The sequence below is a fragment of the Rickettsia endosymbiont of Gonocerus acuteangulatus genome, assembly GCF_964026435.1.
Classification (GTDB): Bacteria; Pseudomonadota; Alphaproteobacteria; order Rickettsiales; family Rickettsiaceae; genus Rickettsia.
Genome location: NZ_OZ032147.1, coordinates 39,584 through 60,698, shown reverse-complemented (window position 1 = coordinate 60,698; position 21,115 = coordinate 39,584). Strand labels below are relative to the sequence as shown.

Here is a 21,115-nt window from a genome sequence, read left to right as displayed (position 1 = left end):
ATGAATAAAGATATTTTAACTCAGAATTATGCAGTTGCGTTATTTGATAATGCTAAATCTGATAATACTCAAGATAAGATACTTGAAGAAGTCAATCTAGTGACTAGCATTATTGAAGATAATATAGAGGTTAAAGAGCTGTTATCTTCCCCTATAGTAAATAAAGTTGATAAAATTGGCGTGATTAATTCGCTGGTAAAAAATATTAAAATCAACAAAATAATGCAAAATTTCTTATTATTGTTGATAAAAAATTCCCGTACTTCTATCTTAGCAGATATAGCAAACACATATAGTAAATTATTATATGAAAGCAAGAATATTAAAATAGTGCAGGTAATTTCTGCAAGTAAATTGCAGCTAAAAGAACAAGAATGGGTTAAAACAAATATCGAAAAAGAGCTAAAGCAAGAAACAAAAATAAATTTTGAAATAGACCCTACTATTATGGGAGGGATCGTAATTAAATATGATAGTATCCTGCAAGATTATTCAATAAAAGGTAGTTTGGATAAGATAGCTAAAAGTTTAAAGAAAGTTGAGCTTAAGGTTTCTGGTTAAGCTTTATGTCATTTCCGCAAAAGCGGGAATCCAGCAATTGTAAAATACAAATATACTAAAATCTTAAAATTAAAATCTTGATTTATCTCAATTTTTTCTGGATCCCGTGGACAAGCCACGGGATGAAAATGGAATAATTAAAAAAACATAAACCATATGAAACTAAAACCTATTGAAGTAGCTGATATATTAAAAAAAGAGATAGCAAATATCAATTGCTTAAGCGAGCTTGAAGAAGTAGGGCAAGTAATAAATGTTGGTGATGGTATAGCAAAAATTTATGGTCTTGCAAATGTACAATCTGGTGAAGTAGTGGAATTTGAATCAGGTGTTAAAGGGCTGGTTTTAAATTTAGAGAATGATAGCGTTGGTGTTGTGATTATGGGTGAGGATAATCAGGTACAGCAAGGTGATAAGGTTAAAAGAACCAAAGTAGTGCTAGAAGTACCGGTAGGAGCTGCTTTGCTTGGCAGAGTTGTTGATGCACTCGGTAACCCTATTGATGGTAAAGGTGATATTAAGAGCAAAGAATATCGCCATATTGAAATGAAAGCCCCGGGAATAATCGATAGAACTAGTGTTAGTGAGCCTGTGCAAACCGGTATAAAGGCTATTGATTCATTAATCCCGATAGGAAGAGGACAAAGAGAATTAATAATAGGTGATAGACAAACTGGAAAAACAGCAATAGCTATCGATACTATTATTAACCAAAAGCAAGCTCATTCACTAAAAAATGAGAAAGATAAATTTTATTGTATTTATGTAGCAATAGGGCAAAAAAGATCAAGCGTTGCCCAGATAGTAAAAAAGCTGGAAGATGCTGGGGCAATGGATTATACAATCATTGTTTCGGCTACTGCTTCGGAAGCTGCTGCATTACAATTTGTTGCTCCTTATGCCGCATGTAGTATGGGTGAGTATTTCCGTGATAACGGCAAACATGCACTTATTATTTATGATGATTTAAGTAAACATGCTGTCGCATATAGACAAATTTCACTATTACTTAGAAGACCACCTGGACGTGAAGCATATCCTGGTGACGTGTTTTATTTGCATTCAAGATTACTTGAGCGAGCCGCTAAAATGTCAGAGGAAAAAGGCGGCGGCTCACTTACTGCACTACCTATAATCGAAACCCAAGCAGGTGACGTATCTGCTTATATTCCAACAAACGTAATTTCTATTACTGATGGTCAAATTTTCTTAGAAAGTGAGCTATTTTATAAAGGTATAAGACCGGCTGTTAATGTCGGAATTTCGGTAAGCCGTGTTGGTTCTGCAGCACAAATAAAAGCTATGAAGCAGGTTGCAGGCTCGATAAAGCTTGAATTAGCCCAGTTTAGAGAACTTGAGTCTTTTTCACAATTTGGTTCAGATTTAGATTCTGCCACTAAAGCACAAATCGAACATGGTAAGAGACTCGTTGAGATATTAAAACAAGCACAATATCATCCTTTTTCAGTCGAAGAGCAGATAATAAGTATTTATGCTGGAACTAAAAAATATTTAATTAATATACCTATAGAAAGAATTAAGGAATTTGAAGAAAAAATGCTTAGTAAGATAAAGCAGAATCAAAAAGATATTTTAGAGTCAATAAAAAGTGAAAAGCGTATCACTGAAGAAAATGAACAGAAATTAAAAACATTTTTAGAGAATTTTGCTAAAGATTTTATTAAAGCCAATTAATTTTTATGTCAAATTTAAAACAGCTAAGAACTAGAATAAAAAGCGTTAAATCTACACAAAAGATTACTAAAGCAATGCAATTAGTTTCGGCTTCTAAATTGACAAAAATAAAAAATCAAATAGCTCATTCAAATTTTTATGTTGAAGCTATTAGTAAAATGATGTCTACTGTATTATCCGCTGATATTTATGATTTTCCTATAGAAGCACAAAAATTTTTCAATACAGAAACCAACAAAGCAAATTTGCTAATAGTTATGACGTCTGAGCGTGGTTTGTGCGGAACGTTTAATTATATGATAATTAAACAAGTAAAAACTGATATTGAAAACTTAAAAAGTAAAGGCGAAAAAATCAAGCTTATTATTATCGGGAAAAAAGGTTATGAGGCATTAAAAAAGCCTTATGGAGATTATATTGATAGTTATTTTAACTTGCCAAAAAACCATGATGAAAATCTAATGTTGCAAATAAAGCAAAAGATTATGGCATTAGTAACAAGTTTAGAAGTAAGTAATTGTACTATTTATTTCAATAAATTTAAAAATGCTATGACTCAAATAATGACGAAGCAGCAAATCTTACTAATAGAAAAATATCATGATGATTCAAAGATAGAGGGAGCTAATGATATTTATGAGTATGAGGGAGAAAATCTAATTTCCAATTTGATTAATTTATATGTTAATTCACAAATAAATTATGCACTACTACAAAATAGAGCAAGTGAAGAAGGATCAAGAATGACTGCTATGGAAAATGCTACAAATAATGCTCATGATATAATTAATAAATTGGTATTAAAGTTAAATAGGTCAAGACAAGCAATTATTACTACGGAGTTAATAGAGATCATAGCGGGTTCTGAAGCGGTTTGACTAACTGTCATCCCGTGGACAAGCCACGGAATGACAAAGTAACAACATTATCTTAACAAAAGAAAAAATAATGAAAAAAAATATCGGGAAGATTACTCAAATTATTTCAGCGGTAGTTGACGTGAAATTTACCAATAAAGGTAAATTACCGCCGATTTTAAATGCTCTTGAGTGCTATAACGGTGAACAAAGAATAGTGTTAGAGATAGCTCAGCATATAGGTGATGATACAGTGCGTTGTATCGCTATGGACTCCACGGAAGGATTAGTGCGAGGTATGGAAGTAGTAGACACCGGTAGCCCGATTAGTATTCCGGTAGGAATCGAAACGTTAGGACGAATTATGAATGTCGTAGGCGAACCGATTGACGGCAAAGGAAAGATTAAAGGCTCAAGCATTTCGTCTATATATAAATCTGCACCTAGCTTTACTCAGCAGTCAACTGATCGTAATATATTAGTAACTGGCATTAAAGTTGTTGATTTACTTGCCCCTTATACTAAAGGCGGTAAGATAGGGCTATTTGGTGGTGCGGGGGTGGGTAAAACCGTGCTTATAATGGAGCTGATCAATAATGTTGCGAAAGCTCATGGTGGATATACCGTATTTGCTGGAGTTGGTGAGAGAACTAGAGAGGGTAACGATCTTTATCATGAAATGATCGATTCAGGAGTTATTAATCTTGAAGAGCCTGAAAAATCAAAAGTAGCTTTAGTTTATGGGCAGATGAACGAACCACCAGGTGCAAGAGCAAGGGTTGCATTAACGGGGCTTACTGTTGTGGAGAGTTTTAGAGATATGAACGAGGGGCAAGATGTTCTGTTTTTCATCGATAATATATTCCGTTTTACACAAGCAGGTTCAGAAGTATCGGCGTTGCTTGGTAGAATCCCGTCAGCAGTGGGTTATCAACCGACTCTTGCAACCGATATGGGTGAATTGCAAGAGCGTATTACCTCTACCAAACATGGCTCAATAACTTCTGTGCAGGCTATATATGTGCCGGCAGATGATTTAACCGATCCTGCTCCAGCGACGTCTTTCGCACATTTAGATGCAACAACAGTGCTTAGCCGTCAGATAGCAGAGCTTGGAATTTATCCGGCAGTTGACCCTCTAGATAGTACTTCGCAGGTGCTTGATCCGATGATTGTCGGGGAAGAGCATTATAATGTAGCAAGAAAAGTGCAGCAAATATTGCAAACTTATAAATCTCTACAAGATATTATTGCTATTCTAGGTATGGATGAGTTATCTGAAGAAGATAAACTAACAGTATCACGTGCAAGAAAAATACAGCGTTTCTTGTCGCAACCTTTCCATGTAGCTGAGGTATTTACAGGAGCCCAAGGAAAATTTGTTAATTTAGCGGATACTATAGCAGGCTTTAAAGGGCTTACAGAAGGTAAATATGATGATTTACCGGAAGCAGCTTTTTATATGGTGGGGACTATAGAAGAGGCGTTGGAGAAAGCGAAGACACTGAAATAAATTGTTATCCCTATTTCCTGTCATTGCGAGGAGATGCGTAGCATCGACGCAGCAATCTCATAAAACAGTATAATACTCCTGAGATTGCCACGCTCCTTACAGTCGCTCGCAATGACAAAAAATTATATTACCTTATGAACGAGACAATTAACGTTAAAATAATCACGCCTTTAAATATCGTTTTTGAAGAGCAGGCTAAAATGATAACACTTCCGGGTGAAGAAGGAGAGTTTGGCGTATTGCAGGGTCATGCTCCGATGATTGTTAGCCTAAAAGCTGGATTAGTACAAGTTTACATAGATGATATGCACAAGCCTAAAATTACTTATCTTATTGCTAATGGTGTAACCGAAGTGACAGGAAGTTATATTAACATAGCCACAGAAACAGCTATTAACGTTACAACTTTGAGTGAAGAGGAAATAATAAATAAACTCACTACTCTTCAAAAATCTATATAAATATCTTCACATTGGCATTAATTTGTTTTAAAAATCTACGTTTTGCGGTAAGGTTAAGTTGATGTCATTGCGAAGAGAAGCATAGCACCCCCCCGATGTCGTCTAGTTGCTTGACCACGGGATCCAGTAATAATAAAGTCTGAATATAGTAAGTTTTTAAAATTACAAGCTTAGGTATCTCGCTTTATGCTGGATCTAGTTCCCAAGCCACGGGATGACATCGAGGACATTTTGACAATAGAAAAACCAATCTATTCAAACGAGGAAAATATGCAAAAGATGCATAATTCGGAATATCTTAAAGAATTATCAGTTAATAATATCTCATACAAAATTTACGATATAAATAAAGCTGCAAGCGATATCAATTTGCCTTTAAAAAAACTGCCCTATAGTTTGAGAGTGTTATTTGAGAATGTGCTACGTACTGGTACAAAGCAAAATTTACTTGCGTTTAAAGAATGGCTAAAAAATAAAAAATCTGATACGGAAATAGATTTTATGCCAGCAAGGGTTTTGATGCAGGATTTTACAGGTGTACCGGCTATAGTCGATCTTGCTGCTATGCGTGATGCGATGAAGAAGATAGGTGGTGACCCACTAAAAATCAACCCACTTATCCCTGTTGATTTGGTTATAGATCACTCAGTTAGTGTTGATTCTTATGCGTCTGGTAGCTCATTTGACAAGAATGTAGCAATGGAAATGAAACGCAATATAGAGCGTTATCAGTTTCTTAAGTGGGGACAGCAAGCATTTAATAATTTCAAGGTAGTGCCGCCGGGCACTGGTATTTGCCATAAGGTAAATTTAGAGTATTTGGCAAAAGTCGTGTGGCATAGTAATGGTGTGGCTTATCCTGATAGTTTAGTTGGTACAGATAGCCATACAACCATGGTGAATGGGTTATCGGTACTTGGTTGGGGCGTTGGCGGGATTGAGGCAGAGGCTGCAATGCTTGGACAGCCGCTTACTATGATTCTGCCGGAAGTAATCGGCGTAAAGCTAACAGGTAAGTTAACAGGTACTGCTACTGCCACTGATTTAGTCTTAAAGATTACTGAAATGCTACGGAAGAAAAAAGTAGTAGGTAAGTTTGTTGAGTTTTATGGCGAAGGTCTTAAAGCTATGACAATTGCCGATCGTGCTACCATTTCTAATATGGCACCTGAATATGGTGCTACTTGCGGCTTTTTCCCAATCGATCAGGAAACTATCAAATATTTAGAGTTGACAGGTAGAGATAAGGAGCAAATCAAATTAGTAGAAGAATATTCTAAAGCTCAAGGTTTATGGTGTAATTTTGACCATGCAGCAGAATATACTGATATTTTAGAGCTGGATTTATCTGAAGTGACAAGTTCGCTAGCAGGTCCAAGACGTCCGCAAGATCGGGTAAATTTAAGTGATGTAGCAAGTGGTTTTAAGAAAGAGTTGCCGACTTTTTCTTCAAATAATATAAGTATTGATATAAAACATGCTGTAGCAAATCAAAATTACGAAATTGGCAATGGTGATGTGGTGATTGCAGCGATTACTAGCTGTACTAATACCTCTAATCCTTCTGTGATGATTGGGGCAGCTTTGCTTGCTAAAAAAGCAATAGAGCAAGGGTTAAAAGTTAAGCCTTGGGTTAAAACTTCACTTGCTCCTGGTTCGAAAGTTGTAACGGAATATTTAAAAAGCAGCGGGCTTAATCAATATTTAGATCAATTAGGATTTAATTTGGTCGGTTATGGCTGCACTACTTGCATTGGTAATTCAGGACCTTTAAACCCAGAAATAGAAGATACTATAAATAAAAACGGCTTAGTCGTTGCTTCTGTTTTATCAGGTAATAGAAATTTCGAAGGGCGAATTAACCCACTTACTAAAGCTAGCTATCTTGCTTCACCTATTTTAGTTGTAGCATATGCTCTTAGTGGTAGCCTTAATACTGATCTGACAAATCACCCCTTAGGAAAAAATGATAAAGGCAGAGATGTTTATTTAAAAGATATTTGGCCAAGTAAAGAAGAGATAGATAAGGTCATTGCAAATTCTATTAATTCATCTATGTTTGTAGAAAAATATTCCGATATATTTAGCGGGACAAAAGAATGGCAAAGCTTAGAGGTAATAAGCAGCTCTACCTATGCTTGGAATAAAAGCAGTACTTATACCCGCCGTATTTTGAAAATATAGGCAGTAAAAATAGTATAAAAGATATAAAATCTGCACGGATTTTAGCGATTTTTGGTGACTCTATCACTACCGATCATATTTCACCTGCGGGAAGTATAAGTAAAACTAGCCCTGCTGCTAAATATTTAACAGATCATCATATAGATCCTCTTGATTTTAATTCTTATGGGTCACGCAGAGGAAACCATGAAGTGATGATGCGTGGCACATTTGCTAATATTCGCATAAAAAATGAAATGTGCAGCGGAGTAGAGGGAGGCTTTACTATAAACCAGCTGAAAAACAAGCAGCAAACTATCTATGATGCAGCAATGGATTATAAAGCAAATAATGTATCTGTGGTAATTTTTGCCGGTAAAGAATATGGTAGTGGTTCATCAAGAGATTGGGCAGCAAAAGGTCCACAACTGCTTGGTGTTAAAGCTGTTATTGCTGAGAGCTTTGAGAGAATACACCGCTCAAATTTAGTCGGTATGGGAGTATTGCCGCTAATTTTTACAAATAATATGACTCGTTTTGATTTAAAATTAGACGGATCAGAATCTATTGATATTATAGGTTTAAATGAACATATAAAACCTTATAATCCGGTTAAATGTGTTATAAAAAAACAAAATGGTGAAACGCAAACTATTGATTTAATATTGCAAATATTTACAGATAATGAGATAAATTATATAAAGCATGGCAGTATTATGCATTTTGTGGTAGAGAATTTAAAGTAATATGCAAAGATATTTAGACCCAACAAATGATATAGCTTTTAAAAAGTTGTTTACGGATAAAGCAAGGTTAATCAGCTTTCTCAATAATATTATGAGATTACCAGAAGAATTAAAAATTATTGACCTTGAATATATTTCAAATGAACAAGTGCCGGATTTAGGACAGAATAAAAGGAGTATTGTTGACGTTAAAGTAAAAGATAATTCTGGCAATATTTATATTGTTGAGATGCAAAATGGCTATGCTGATGCTTTTTTAGCAAGAGTACAATTTTATGGTTGTGTGGCTTTTTCTTCACAATTAAAAAGAGGAAAAGACTATGCTGACCTTGCTCCTGTAGTTATGGTAGTAATTACTTCCGGATTTCAGGCATTACCTGAAGAAAAAGAATGTATTAGTTATCATCAAACTATTAATGTTGGTAATGGTAGGAATCAACTTAAATGTTTATCATATGTATTTGTGGAGCTTGATAAGTTTACAAAAGAAGCACATGAGCTTGAGACGATAGAAGATGATTGGCTGTATATGATGGCTAAGTTTGATAAAGCTAAAGAGCCGCCGAAACACACTCAAGATGAGATAGTATTATCAGCCTATAAGACTATTGAGCAATTTAATTGGAGTGAAGCAGAATATGACAATTATATTAAAGCGATGCTTGCTGCTCAAACAGAGGAATTAAACCAAAAAAGTAAATTTAATGAGGGTAAAGCGGAAAGAAGTATAGAAATGGCAAAAGAAATGTTACAAGATAATGAGCCTATAGAAAAAATCATTAAATATACTAAGCTTTCAAAAGAAGAAATAGAAAAGTTGAAATTAGAAATAGAGAAATAAAAGGTAGAAATATGGATAAACAACTTAAGGAATATACCGAAAGCGGTAAGAAAAATTTAAGTGTAGTATATATATTATATTTATGCGGAATAGTAGCACCAATATTGTCTTTAATTGGTGTATTTTTTGCATATCTTAACAAAGATAAAGGCGATAATTTTGCCACTAGCCATTATGTATTTTTATTCCGTACTTTTTGCCTTGGTATCTTAGGGTGGATTGTATGCTTCATATTTACGTTTATTGTTATTGGTGTAGTGTTATATTTTATTTTAGCTGGTTGGTATATATTGCGTGTTGCTATCGGCTTTAAATATATGATAGAAGATCAAGCATATCCAAATCCTATGACTTATTGGATTAAATAATGTGAACAGCAAATATATTATATAACCCAATTAAGTAGAAAAGAATTGTTTTGTATCGGTATTGCAACAATTTATGAAATGAATACCTCAGTAAAATTTACTAAAAAGTGATGATTTAAAAAATTTATAATTTCAAATCAAGTGAAGAACTGCTTCAAACTTGATTTGTACAATTTTAAAACAATAAGAATGATAAAATTTACGATAGATGGTCAAGAAATAGAAGTATCAGAAGGTACTACAGTTTATCAAGCCTGCACAAAAGCCGGTAAAGAAATCCCACATTTTTGTTATCATGAGCATTTAAAAATTGCTGGTAACTGCCGTATGTGTTTGGTTGAAATGGAAAAATCACCAAAGCTGATAGCTTCTTGTGCGATGCCTGTAGGCAATGGTATGGTTATTCATACTGATACGCCAATGGTGAAAAAAGCCCGTGAGGGGGTGATGGAGTTTTTGCTTGTTAATCACCCTCTTGATTGTCCTATTTGTGATCAGGGCGGAGAGTGTGATCTGCAAGATCAGGCTTTTAGATATGGCAAAGGCACTAATAGATTTCACGAAAATAAACGCTCTATTAAAGATAAATATATGGGACCGCTGATTAAAACAGTGATGACCAGATGTATACAATGTACTAGATGTATTAGATTCGCCAATGATATAGCCGGAATAGAAGAAATGGGGGCTATCTATCGGGGTGAGCATATGGAAGTTACCTCTTATTTAGAGCAAACTTTAGACTCTGAAATTTCCGGCAATATGATAGATATTTGCCCTGTTGGAGCTCTTAATTCCAAGCCTTATGCCTTTAAAGCTCGTAAGTGGGAGCTAAGACATACTGCTAGTATTGGTGTGCATGATGCTGAAGGTTCGAATATCCGGATTGATAGCAGAGGTGATGAAGTGATGCGAGTATTACCAAGAGTTAACGAGGATATAAATGAAGAATGGCTTTCGGATAAAAACCGCTTTAGCTATGATGGTCTAAAATATCAGCGTTTAGATCAGCCTTATATTAGAAAAAATGGTAAATTAGCTCCTGCAAGCTTCGATGAAGCTTTAAAAGAAATAGCTGATAAAATTAAGTCTATTAAGCCAGAAAAAATTAATGCTTTTGCTGGGTCTCTTACTTCCGTTGAAGCAATGTTTATGCTTAAAACTTTCTTACAAAAAATCGGTTGTAATAATTATAGCGTTAATCAGTTTGACTATAAATTAGATACTACGCAGCGAGGAAATTACTTATTTAATACAACTATTGCAGGGCTTGAAAAAGCTGATTTATGCTTATTAATTGGAGCAAATCCAAGACAGATAGCACCAGTGTTAAATAGTAGAATAGGCGGAAAAGTTCGAGTAGGTTCATTAAAAGTAGCAAGAATAGGAGAGGGACATAACCAAACCTATAAAATTAAGGATTTAGGAAGTGATCTCAAGATAATTGAAGAGCTAGCTTCCGGTAAGCATGAATTTGCAGAAGAACTAAAAGCAGCAAAATATCCGATGATTATAGTAGGTGATGGTGTTTATGGGCGAGATGACGGATATGCTATATTATCGCTAATCCATAAAATGGTCGATAAATATAATATCATGCGGGATGATTGGAAAGGCTTCAATATATTGCATAATCATGCATCGATGGTTGGTGGGCTTGATATCGGTTTTAATACTTCGTTAGGTAAATTAGAAGATATAGAACTTGCTTATTTACTTGGGGTGGATGAATTGCCATTTGATAAGCTGGGATCAGCTTTTATAATATATCAAGGACATCATGGAGATATTGGGGCTACGAAAGCGGATGTTATTTTACCATCAGCTGCTTATACTGAGCAGAGCGGCATTTACGTGAATTTAGAGGGTAGACCGCAAATAGCCGAAAAAGCAGTATCACCTGTAGGCAATGCTAAAGAAGATATAGCGATAATTAAGGAGTTTGCCGATTATTTGAAAGTGGATATTGGGGCAAGTAATTTACAGGAAATACGTACAAAGCTAGCTAAAGAATATCCGATATTTGCCAATATCAGTAAAATTATAGATAATAAGTTTGCTAAATTTAGTTCCAAAGATAAATTATCAAAAGAGCCTATAACTTCTAGACCTATTAATTATTACATGACTGATGTTATTAGTAAAAACTCGGTAACTATGGCAAGATGCGTAGAGGCTAAGCAGAAAAGGGATGAGGAGGCAGCGTAAAGGCTTGAACCGTCATTGCGAGCGAGCGAAGTGAGTGCGGCAATTATACTACCTCATAAGATTGCCGCGTCGATGCTACGCATCTCCTCGCAATGACGATGGGATGATAATTAAATAACATTATGACAGAACTCTTTTTTGAATATATTTTTCCGTTAATTATAATCGCCTTAAAGGTGGTGGCGATAACTATCCCATTAATATTATGCGTTGCATATTTAACATATGCTGAGCGTCGTGTGATTGGGCTTATGCAACTAAGACGTGGTCCTAATGTTGTTGGACCATTTGGGCTTTTGCAGCCTATAGCAGATGCGGTAAAGCTATTATTTAAAGAGCCGATCATCCCCTCTAATGCCGATAAAATATTGTTCGTCCTAGCACCGATGATAACCTTTATATTAAGCTTAATCGGTTGGGCAGTTATACCTTTTGTTAAAGGCGTAGTTCTTGCTGATATTAATGTCGGTGTTTTATATATTCTTGCTATTTCTTCCTTAAGTGTTTACGGCATTATTATTGCCGGCTGGGCTAGCAACTCAAAATATGCATTTCTTGGAGCTATACGCTCATCGGCACAAATGATTTCTTATGAAGTATCGATGGGACTTGTTATTATTACTGTCTTGCTGACTACTGGCACTTTGAACTTGAGCCAGATCGTTGAAGCACAGAGAACAATACCATGGTGGATTGATTTAATGCTCATGCCGATGGGAGTGGTATTTTTTATTTCAGTGCTTGCTGAAACAAATAGATTGCCTTTTGATTTACCTGAAGCTGAATCAGAGTTAGTTGCCGGTTATAATGTCGAATATTCCTCTATGGGTTTTGCCTTATTTTTCCTAGGTGAGTATGCTAATATGATATTAGTTAGTGCAATGACTACGACTTTCTTCTTAGGAGGTTATTTGCCACCATTTAATATATCGTGGTTATATTGTGTCCCAGGTTTCTTTTGGTTTGTTTTTAAAGTAGGATTTTTGCTATTTTGCTTTTTATGGATTAGAGCAACACTGCCACGATATCGTTATGATCAGTTAATGCGTCTTGGCTGGAAAGTATTTCTACCGCTAACTTTATTTTGGGTGGTGTTGGTGTCTAGTGTATTAATATATACTGATAATTTGCCGGGTATTTAACAGTTATGGGTAAAGAACTTTTTCCTGATTTTATCAAAGAACATTATGAAATTCATGAGTGGAAACATGCTATTGCTATTTTAAAAAATGATTTTGTTGATGAGTGGAGTGATATAATACAGGTACTAAAAGACTTTCGTTTTAGGAAAAGCTAGATTACTGTAGGAGGGGGTGAAAAATCTGAAATATCGAAATCAATAGATAAATCTTTTGCAGAATTAGGTTGGAAAGAAAAAATGTTTTCAACCAAAGTTATAGTAGATGAAAATTCTTTAGACTCTCCGACCCATAAAGTTGATTGTTATAAAAATAGAATAGCATTAGAAATTGAGTGGAATAATAAAGATCCTTTTTTTGATAGAGATCTAAATAATTTTAGACTTTTATTTGATTTGCGTGCAATAAGTATAGGAATTATAATAACTAGATGTACAGAGTTACAATAAATATTTAATTCTATCGGTAAAAGTAGCTCATATGGTGCTTCTACTACCCATATAGCTAAATTACTTCCAAGAATTGAGGGTGGCGGTGGGGGAGGTTGTCCAATTTTAGTTTTTGGTATTACTAACAAATTATACATAGAGGATTAAATCGTGAGTAATATTATAGCAGCAAAAGAAGATTTTGAAAATAATGTAAAAGGCAAATTTCATACTATCCTTGCTGATCCTCCTTGGCAATTTGAAAATAGAACAGGTAAGGTTGCCCCAGAACATAAAAGACTAAATCGATACCCCACATTAAAACTTGATGAAATAAAAAATATTCCTGTAGCAAATTGTATTCTTGAGCCAGCACACTTATATTTATGGGTTCCTAACGCTCTACTTTAAGAAGGGTTGAGGTAATGAAAGCGTGGGGCTTTACTTATAAAACAAATATAATTTGGTCTAAAATTCGTAAAGATGGCGGACCTGACGGTAGAGGGGTAGGATTTTATTTTCGTAATGTTACGGAAATAGTCTTATTTGGTGTACGAGGAAAAACTGCTTGTACTTTAGCCCCTGCTAGAAGCCAAGTTAATTTAATAAGTAGTAGAAAGCGAGAGCATTCTAGAAAGCCCGATGAATTATATGACTTAATAGAAAAATGTAGCAAAGGACCTTATTTAGAGCTTTTTGCTAGAGGTACAAGACTAAATTGGACACAATGGGGAAATGAAGTAGAAGATTATAACCCAAAATGGGTAACCTATTCAAATCATTCGCAAGTAACAAAACAAGAAGATATAAGTTACAGAGATAGGAGTTTGATTATTAAAAAGTCTGCTTGAAAAATAAAATATGATAAATTATTTAAAATCATTTTTTCTATACGAGATAATAAGAGGTCTGGCTTTGACTTTAAAATATTTCTTCAAAGCTAAAGTCACCATCAATTATCCTTATGAGAAAAGTCCAGTTAGCCCAAGATTTAAAGGTGAACATGCTTTGCGTCGTTATGAAAATGGCGAAGAGCGTTGCATTGCTTGCAAGCTTTGTGAAGCTATCTGCCCAGCCCAAGCAATAGTAATTGAAGCAGACGAGCGAGAAGACGGGAGTAGACGTACAACCCGTTATGATATAGACATGACGAAATGTATTTATTGCGGGCTATGCCAAGAAGCTTGCCCTGTTGATGCGATAGTCGAAGGTCCTAATTTTGAGTTTGCTAGCCTAACCCATACTGCCCTTATTTATGATAAAGAAAAATTGTTGCAAAATGGTGATCGCTGGGAACAGGCACTAGCTAGTAAACTTCACAAAGATTATGAGTATAGATAGTAATAACTCTTTTATTTATTAGGAGTATAATATGTTAAAAGATGCAAATCATCATATATCAAAGGAATTTACGGAAACTAGTAGTGGGGTAAAAGTTTATTGTGCTTATAATTCTGAGTTACCTACTTCTATTATTATAGATGTGACTAAATCGTTTGACACCGGTAACAATCATAACAAAACTTACGCTATGTTATAGCAAATATGCTAAAAACTCTTATTACACAGCAATGTTTTATAGTGAAGCACTTCATAATATCCCTTAATTGTCATTGCTAAAATAAAAGGGACCAGTAAATTGCACGAAAAAGGGACCAGAGAAGTTGGTGTGACCTAATAAGGTTAATGTGCAATATTCACTAGATAATTAAGCAAGTAAATATCTAGTGATACAATGATAAGAATAAATATGTATACAACAATTATCACCCTTTATAAACAAGGCAATAGTCAAAGGAATATTGCCAAACTAACAAGAACAGACCGCAAAACAGTACGAAAAATAATAAACCGCTATGTAGAGGCTGGTACAGAATCCCCAGCAATCTATGAACGATCTTCAGTTTTGGATTTTTGGCACGAAAAAATAATTGAGTTATTAGAAAAAAATCTGAGTTACATAAGAATTTTTGAGGAGTTAAAAAATCAAGGTTATACAAGCAGTTATACTTCTTTGACCCGTTATATCAAAAAATATAAAATTAAGGATAACAGTTGCATTCGTTTTCATACTTTAGCAGGAGAGGAAGCACAAGTAGATTTTGGTGACATTAGGCTTACAGTATAATTCTAAAGGGCGTAGAGTTAAAGCATATGTATTTAATATGCGTTTAAGCTATAGTCGCCTTGATTATTATGAAGTAGTGTTTGATCAAAGTTGTCAAACATGGATTCAATGTCATATAAAAGTAATCCCCGCCGCAAGCAGCGGGGTATTTTAGAAGAAAGCTAGCTGATGATCCTCATGCAGTTTCTGATATTCCTTGCCTTGGTTTTTTACGTATTTTCCTATCATATTCTCATTTCCATGCTTACCTACCGTACTCGTAAAATATCCATCAGTCCAAAATTCTCCACCCCATAATTGTTTCTTTACCTGTGGACACTGTCTAAATATTTGACGAGCTGTAACACTTTTAATTGTTGTTACTATTTTTGTTACGCTATAGGTTGGTACAGATTGTACCAAAAAATGGACATGATCTTCATCAACTGTCATTGTCAATTAAAAAGGGACCAGTAAATTGCACGAAAAAGGAACCACTATATTTAAAAATTTTTATGCCATATTACCTCCAGATTTATAGTTATTAATACGATAACTTTTACCTTTTATTTTTAGTATATGAGCATGATGTACCACTCGATCAATAATTGCATGAGTTAATACTTCATCAGCAAATATTTCATTCCATTTTTCAAAATCCTTGTTTGTGATAATAATGGTAGATTTATTTTCATATCGTTTAGCAATAATATTAAAAAAGTCTTCTACTGAATGTTTTGGCAATTGCTTAAACCCGAGCTCATCAAGAATTAATAAATCAAACGATAGGAGTAATTTAACCTTTTTGTGATAACTATTATCTGCTCTTGCAATATGTAAATTATAAAGCATATCCGATACCGTAGTAAAATATACAGAGTATTCTCGTGTTAAAGCTTTTAATGCTAGCCCAATGGCAAGATGAGTTTTCCCAGTTCCTGAATCACCTATGAATATTACATTTCCCTTAGTATTAATATAATCACAAGTTGATAAATCACTTATTACTTTGGCATCAACACTTGGTTGGAAATTAAAATCAAAGTCTTCTAAATTTTTAGTTACCGGCAATTTAGCAGCACTTTTACGGCGACGGTAATTATTATCCTTACGGTTAGATTTTTCATCTTCACATAATAGTGATAGAAATTCTTTAAATCCTAGTTTATTATTTTGAGCATAAATAATCCTTTCATTTAAACTATTGACTATACCTGATAATCTAAAGCTTCGTAGGTCATTAAATAAGTTCTGCATTATTACCTCCAAACTCTGGTAATGGTAAGTTTACTGCATTACTATTTAAAATATTCTTAATTTTAGAGTAAGAACTTATACCATAATGTAGTGCTCTATGACAGGCTTTATCTATTAAGTCATCATTGTAAACCTTACGTAAAGAAATGATACCTCGTGCACAACGTTGCCAATCATTCACTCTTGTTTGTTGTAATGATTCTAATAATAAACTGCAATTATTCCCTATCTGCTGCATTTGTTGTTGATAATGTTCACTATATTCTATAAAACCTGGGCATAGACGTTTGTATTTAGCATAATGAGACGGATTAGTGGTAAATATCCCCTTGCCCTCTGTTCTAACGTGTCTTGCTATTAAATCATTTTGTATAGAAAATATTTGAACAAGTTTTGGGGACAATTGTACCATTACCTCACTGTATATATATTTTGCTGGTACAGAGTAATAATTATTATCTATGGTAATATGACAATCTTTTGCTACTTTTCGATTATGCCAAGATGACAAATCAAAAGTTTCTAATGGTAAAGGAATCAAACTACTTCTTTCCTCTTGCTCAAACAGTTCTCTAGGTATTCTCTTAGTAGTACCATGTATTCGGCTATTGGCCTTATTTAACCAATTTGCAAGACCATTTGTTAATTCTTCATATCTATCAAATTTACGACCAGCAAAAAAATTATTTTTAACGTATTTTATTCCCGACTCAACTTTGCCTTTTTCTTGCGGTTGATACACTCGACAAGGAGAAAGTAAAATTCCATAATGATCGGCTAAGCACTTATATTCCTTCTGATATACTGGCTCATAAAAATTGGCATCTACTACTCCAGCTTTAAGATTATCAAGTTTTATTACTTTTGGACTACCAGCAAAATAATTAAATGCATTGATATGACATTGAATCCATGTTTGACAACTTTGATCAAACACTACTTCATAATAATCAAGGCGACTATAGCTTAAACGCATATTAAATACATATGCTTTAACTCTACGCCCTTTAGAATTATACTGTAAGCCTATGTCACCAAAATCTACTTGTGCTTCCTCTCCTGCTAAAGTATGAAAACGAATGCAACTGTTATCCTTAATTTTATATTTTTTGATATAACGGGTCAAAGAAGTATAACTGCTTGTATAACCTTGATTTTTTAACTCCTCAAAAATTCTTATGTAACTCAGATTTTTTTCTAATAACTCAATTATTTTTTCGTGCCAAAAATCCAAAACTGAAGATCGTTCATAGATTGCTGGGGATTCTGTACCAGCCTCTACATAGCGGTTTATTATTTTTCGTACTGTTTTGCGGTCTGTTCTTGTTAGTTTGGCAATATTCCTTTGACTATTGCCTTGTTTATAAAGGGTGATAATTGTTGTATACATATTTATTCTTATCATTGTATCACTAGATATTTACTTGCTTAATTATCTAGTGAATATTGCACATTAACCTTATTAGGTCACACCAACTTCTCTGGTCCCTTTTTCGTGCAATTTACTGGTCCCTTTTATTTTAGCAATGACACTATTAAAAATTGACAATAATCTGTCCTATTAATTGGTATTGCTTGCAACTTTATCCTCTTTGACATGTTTAATTATTTTTACAATAATTTATCACTTTTTTACTCATAGCGTAAGTTTTGATCGTATGAATATGCCTTTGCCATAAGTTTTTCATTTAGTATAATCCAACTCATACTATAAGTCACTACCTTATCGCATTAAGCTATAACTTACAACCTTATCATGCCATATGGTGTTATCTTGACCATATATCTTAGCATTACGTGGGGGAGGCATTACTGGCGTAATACCGCAATTACTTAATTTCTCAACTCCTTCAATACTATAGTAAGCACCATCAGCAATTACTCTATCTACCGATATATTCTCTGGTATTAAGGACTCTAGCATCTCTATATCAGCAGTATAGCAATCAGTAATCTCAACATCATGAATATTCATTGCAGGATCTATAGAAATATGCATTTTCTGCCATGGCTTATTCTTACAGACTTTATTGTATTTTGTTTCATACCAGTTACTAGCTGTATTAAATCTAAGACCTGTGCTATCTAGTATCAGAGATATAGCTTCGCCATTCTTGATACGCACAGCAAGTTTATTGCAAAACTGTTTGACCTCTAATGGTATCTGTGAAAATAAATCACATAGATGACCAAAACTTGGTACTGGAATCTCAAGACCCTTGCCCCGCCATAGATCCTCAAAGTAACCTGTTATTTGACGCTGCCCGAAATCAAATAAACGATATAATGTATAAATTAGTTGTATATATGGTACTTGGTATGTCGTTGTCCTCCCAGATTCTCCCTCTACGTAAGGTTGTGTATTAATGAACAAAGACTCTAAATCACCTTCAGGGAAATACAGGCTGACCATCCCTCTTTTTCTTAAACTATCGTTATATTGTGACCAATTGGTTATTTTATATCTCGGCTTATCTATTTTTCTTGGCAAACCTGTTTTTGTTCTTTCTTTGTATGGCATTTTTAATTTATAACTTATCTATTCCAGAATATTATATGGTATTCTCTACATACTACCCTTCCTTTTTTATTACCCTTCCGAACAAAGCCCGTAAATGGTGTAACTCACGAACCTAATGAAATAATCTAACAAATTCCAAAATTTTTCTTGATTTAATGGCAAATATGTGGCAAAAAGAGTTTGAAATAAAACTCCAAGCTCTATAAACATTTTTAGAAATATTTATAGAGCTTAAGCTACTATAGCTCAGGGGTAGAGCACTTCATTGGTAATGAAGAGGTCGGGGGTTCAATTCCCCCTAGTAGCACCACAATACACTCAAAAATTTACCAATTTTTTATATTATTTCTGCAAGATAATATCAGGAAATCTAACTAACGACATCGACGTGGCTTTGTTCGGAAGGGTATCTGTTGGTCTTTTTTAGACGTAATTATCCTATTTTGACTGCGACACATTTACCGAATGAATTCCATAAATTTATAATATTGGTAATAACAATTGCTTCACGTTTTTGTGATGATATTTTTTTAGTTAATAGAGATGAACCAATACATCTCTTAATTCTTGAAATTTGAGCTTCAATTCGTGCCCTAATTCCATAACAGTATTTTTTATAAAATGCATAAATGTTACCTTTCTTACTAATATATAGCATAAGTCATTAAGGTACTGACAGAGCGAGAGTATCATGTTATAGTAAGCAAATATTAACAAGCATGTAAAGAGATATGGCACGAGCATATGCAATAGAACTAAGACTAAGAGTTATAAAAGCTGTAGAAGCAGGGATACGAATAAGTAAGGTAAGTAAATTATTTAATGTAAGTCGTGATACTATATATAAATGGAAAAAATTAAAAGATAAGCAAGGTACTTTAGAAGCAGCAACTGGTTATCAGAAAGGACATAGTCATAAGATAAAAGATTCAGAATCTTTTAAAGAATTTTTTAAAGCTAATATGAATAAAACATCAAAGGAGTTAGCAAAGCAATGGGGTAATATTGCATCTGTAACTATTTTAAGACAAATCAGAAAACTTGGCTATAGCTATAAACAAAACTCATTTTCATCCGAAAAGAGATATTAAATTAAGAAATGAATTTATAGCAAAGATACAAACCATCACAAAAGACAAATTAGTATATCTTGATGAATCTGGAATAGAGGATAATGCTTGCAAAGAGTATGGATGGAGCATTATAGGACAAAGGTGTTATGGAGAAAAGGTGTATCAACATAAATTTAGAATAAGTATGATAGCTGGTCTTTGTAATGGTAATCTTATTGCTCCTATAATATTTGAAGGTAATTGTAATACAGAGGTCTTTAAAACTTATATTAGGGATGTATTAATTACAGAATTACAACCTGGGCAAACCGTTATTATGGATAACATTAATTTTCATAAAAATTCTAAAGTTAAAGAGTTAATTGAATCCGTTGGTTGTATAGCTTAATGCGATAAGGTAGTGATTTTTTAAGAGCATAGTAAACAGCATCAAAAAAGTGCTCAAAATTAGAAATAGTTTTTCTTATTTCATTCTTGATTTTAAACCAGTAATGCTCAATAGGATTTAAGTCAGGAGAGTAAGTTGGTAAAAATAAAATACTGCAACCAACAGATTCAATTAACGTTTTCACTTTTGTACTTTTATGAAAATTAATATTATCCATTACTACTATCTGACCAGCCTTTAATTCCTTGATCAATATCTCTTGTACATAAGTTTCAAAAATGTCCTTATTACATGTCCCATCAAATATTATTGGGGCAATAATATCTTTGACACACAGCCCAGCAATCATACTAATCCGTGATTTATGTTGATAGACCTTTTCACCATAACATCTTTGACCGATAATGCTCCATCCGTGTTCTCTACAGCTATTATCTTCTATCCCAAACTCATCGATAAATACTAAATCTTGTTTATCTATAGTTTTTAGTTTCAATATTCATTCCTTAGACCAATATCCCTTTTGGGATGAAGAAAAGTTTTTTTATAACTATAACCTAATTTATTAAGCAATCTTGATATCGTACTTGCAGATACTTTTTGACTCCAGTTATTAGCTAGCTCCATGGTGGTTTTATCAAAATTTAATTCTATAAATTTTTTAAATCCCTCTATGTCTCTTATTATTCTACGATGTCCTGTATGATAACCACTTTTTGCTTTGACATCCCCAGTTTGTTTCTTTAATTTTTTCCACTCTATTATAGTCTTCCTGAAAATTCAAGGACT

At 33.9% G+C, this 21,115-nt stretch carries 22 protein-coding genes, 1 tRNA gene and 4 pseudogenes; 21 read left to right on the top strand and 6 right to left on the bottom strand.

The features are described from left to right. From atpH to AAGD55_RS00350, 18 genes and pseudogenes are all read left to right on the top strand, one after another. Window positions 1–561, top strand: coding sequence for an ATP synthase F1 subunit delta (gene atpH, locus AAGD55_RS00435; RefSeq protein ID WP_341791718.1), 561 nt, complete (start codon window positions 1–3; stop codon window positions 559–561). A 156-nt stretch (window positions 562–717) separates the two neighbouring features. Further along, a complete protein-coding gene (gene atpA, locus AAGD55_RS00430) occupies window positions 718–2,256 on the top strand; it encodes a F0F1 ATP synthase subunit alpha (RefSeq protein ID WP_341791717.1) in 1,539 nt (512 codons plus the stop codon). Between the two features lie 5 nt (window positions 2,257–2,261). After that, window positions 2,262–3,134, top strand: coding sequence for an ATP synthase F1 subunit gamma (atpG, locus tag AAGD55_RS00425; RefSeq protein WP_341791716.1), 873 nt, complete (start codon window positions 2,262–2,264; stop codon window positions 3,132–3,134). Between the two features lie 70 nt (window positions 3,135–3,204). Next, window positions 3,205–4,626, top strand: coding sequence for a F0F1 ATP synthase subunit beta (gene atpD, locus AAGD55_RS00420; RefSeq protein ID WP_341791715.1), 1,422 nt, complete (start codon window positions 3,205–3,207; stop codon window positions 4,624–4,626). A 134-nt stretch (window positions 4,627–4,760) separates the two neighbouring features. Next, complete coding sequence (locus tag AAGD55_RS00415; protein WP_341791714.1) at window positions 4,761–5,087, top strand: F0F1 ATP synthase subunit epsilon; 327 nt, start codon at window positions 4,761–4,763, stop codon at window positions 5,085–5,087. 270 nt (window positions 5,088–5,357) lie between these two features. After that, window positions 5,358–7,996: pseudogene (acnA, locus tag AAGD55_RS00410) on the top strand (aconitate hydratase AcnA). A gap of 1 nt (window position 7,997) precedes the next feature. Further along, window positions 7,998–8,837 carry an Rpn family recombination-promoting nuclease/putative transposase gene (locus AAGD55_RS00405; protein ID WP_341791713.1) on the top strand — a complete coding sequence of 280 codons (840 nt, stop codon included), beginning with the start codon at window positions 7,998–8,000 and terminating at the stop codon, window positions 8,835–8,837. A gap of 11 nt (window positions 8,838–8,848) precedes the next feature. Beyond that, window positions 8,849–9,205 carry a DUF4870 family protein gene (locus AAGD55_RS00400; protein ID WP_341791712.1) on the top strand — a complete coding sequence of 119 codons (357 nt, stop codon included), beginning with the start codon at window positions 8,849–8,851 and terminating at the stop codon, window positions 9,203–9,205. A 189-nt stretch (window positions 9,206–9,394) separates the two neighbouring features. Next, on the top strand, window positions 9,395–11,413 hold the full coding sequence (gene nuoG / locus AAGD55_RS00395) for an NADH-quinone oxidoreductase subunit NuoG (protein WP_341792480.1): 2,019 nt from the start codon (window positions 9,395–9,397) through the stop codon (window positions 11,411–11,413). A gap of 122 nt (window positions 11,414–11,535) precedes the next feature. Beyond that, a complete protein-coding gene (gene nuoH / locus AAGD55_RS00390) occupies window positions 11,536–12,555 on the top strand; it encodes an NADH-quinone oxidoreductase subunit NuoH (RefSeq protein WP_341791711.1) in 1,020 nt (339 codons plus the stop codon). Between the two features lie 5 nt (window positions 12,556–12,560). Further along, window positions 12,561–12,710, top strand: a complete 150-nt coding sequence (locus AAGD55_RS00385) for a hypothetical protein (RefSeq protein WP_341791710.1) — start codon at window positions 12,561–12,563, stop codon at window positions 12,708–12,710. Then, window positions 12,711–13,148, top strand: a pseudogene (locus AAGD55_RS00380) (BglII/BstYI family type II restriction endonuclease). 3 nt (window positions 13,149–13,151) lie between these two features. Further along, window positions 13,152–13,391: a hypothetical protein gene (locus AAGD55_RS00375; protein WP_341791709.1), complete on the top strand. Its 240-nt coding sequence runs from the start codon at window positions 13,152–13,154 to the stop codon at window positions 13,389–13,391. 14 nt (window positions 13,392–13,405) lie between these two features. Next, window positions 13,406–13,831 carry an MT-A70 family methyltransferase gene (locus AAGD55_RS00370; protein WP_341791708.1) on the top strand — a complete coding sequence of 142 codons (426 nt, stop codon included), beginning with the start codon at window positions 13,406–13,408 and terminating at the stop codon, window positions 13,829–13,831. Between the two features lie 10 nt (window positions 13,832–13,841). Continuing rightward, window positions 13,842–14,321 (top strand): NADH-quinone oxidoreductase subunit NuoI, encoded by a 480-nt coding sequence (gene nuoI, locus AAGD55_RS00365; protein ID WP_341791707.1) that lies wholly within the window; start codon window positions 13,842–13,844, stop codon window positions 14,319–14,321. A gap of 31 nt (window positions 14,322–14,352) precedes the next feature. Continuing rightward, window positions 14,353–14,520: a hypothetical protein gene (locus AAGD55_RS00360; protein WP_341791706.1), complete on the top strand. Its 168-nt coding sequence runs from the start codon at window positions 14,353–14,355 to the stop codon at window positions 14,518–14,520. 210 nt (window positions 14,521–14,730) lie between these two features. Next, on the top strand, window positions 14,731–15,108 hold the full coding sequence (locus AAGD55_RS00355; RefSeq protein WP_341791705.1) for a helix-turn-helix domain-containing protein: 378 nt from the start codon (window positions 14,731–14,733) through the stop codon (window positions 15,106–15,108). Continuing rightward, a complete protein-coding gene (locus AAGD55_RS00350; RefSeq protein ID WP_341791704.1) occupies window positions 15,083–15,262 on the top strand; it encodes a hypothetical protein in 180 nt (59 codons plus the stop codon). The genes AAGD55_RS00355 and AAGD55_RS00350 overlap by 26 nt, the downstream gene beginning before the upstream one ends. Here the strand turns inward: AAGD55_RS00350 and tnpA are convergent. The 4 genes and pseudogenes from tnpA to AAGD55_RS00330 form a co-directional block, all read right to left on the bottom strand. After that, window positions 15,259–15,531 (bottom strand): annotated as a pseudogene (tnpA, locus tag AAGD55_RS00345) (IS200/IS605 family transposase); the annotation flags it as partial. The gene AAGD55_RS00350 and the pseudogene tnpA sit on opposite strands and share 4 nt — an antisense overlap. 69 nt (window positions 15,532–15,600) lie before the next feature. Further along, window positions 15,601–16,344 carry an IS21-like element helper ATPase IstB gene (istB, locus tag AAGD55_RS00340; RefSeq protein ID WP_341791703.1) on the bottom strand — a complete coding sequence of 248 codons (744 nt, stop codon included), beginning with the start codon at window positions 16,342–16,344 and terminating at the stop codon, window positions 15,601–15,603. Next, window positions 16,328–17,734, bottom strand: a complete 1,407-nt coding sequence (gene istA / locus AAGD55_RS00335; protein WP_341790850.1) for an IS21 family transposase — start codon at window positions 17,732–17,734, stop codon at window positions 16,328–16,330. The genes istB and istA overlap by 17 nt, the downstream gene beginning before the upstream one ends. Window positions 17,735–18,067: 333 nt before the next feature. Continuing rightward, complete coding sequence (locus tag AAGD55_RS00330; RefSeq protein ID WP_341791702.1) at window positions 18,068–18,865, bottom strand: transposase; 798 nt, start codon at window positions 18,863–18,865, stop codon at window positions 18,068–18,070. 235 nt (window positions 18,866–19,100) lie between these two features. On the opposite strand from AAGD55_RS00330, the gene AAGD55_RS00325 reads away from it, so the two are divergent. Continuing rightward, a tRNA-Thr gene (locus AAGD55_RS00325) sits at window positions 19,101–19,175 on the top strand. A gap of 123 nt (window positions 19,176–19,298) precedes the next feature. On the opposite strand, the gene AAGD55_RS00320 is transcribed toward AAGD55_RS00325, so the two are convergent. Then, the gene (locus AAGD55_RS00320) at window positions 19,299–19,523 is read right to left on the bottom strand and encodes a hypothetical protein (protein WP_341791701.1); all 225 of its coding nucleotides are present in this window, start codon (window positions 19,521–19,523) and stop codon (window positions 19,299–19,301) included. Window positions 19,524–19,596: 73 nt separating this feature from the next. On the opposite strand from AAGD55_RS00320, the gene AAGD55_RS00315 reads away from it, so the two are divergent. Continuing rightward, window positions 19,597–19,956 (top strand): IS630 transposase-related protein, encoded by a 360-nt coding sequence (locus AAGD55_RS00315; RefSeq protein ID WP_341790906.1) that lies wholly within the window; start codon window positions 19,597–19,599, stop codon window positions 19,954–19,956. Then, window positions 19,907–20,326, top strand: a complete 420-nt coding sequence (locus tag AAGD55_RS00310; protein ID WP_341791700.1) for a transposase — start codon at window positions 19,907–19,909, stop codon at window positions 20,324–20,326. Before AAGD55_RS00315 ends, AAGD55_RS00310 begins: the two co-directional genes overlap by 50 nt. Here the strand turns inward: AAGD55_RS00310 and AAGD55_RS00305 are convergent. Continuing rightward, a pseudogene (locus tag AAGD55_RS00305) lies at window positions 20,289–21,106 on the bottom strand (IS630 family transposase); the annotation flags it as partial. The gene AAGD55_RS00310 and the pseudogene AAGD55_RS00305 sit on opposite strands and share 38 nt — an antisense overlap. Window positions 21,107–21,115: the final 9 nt, after the last annotated feature.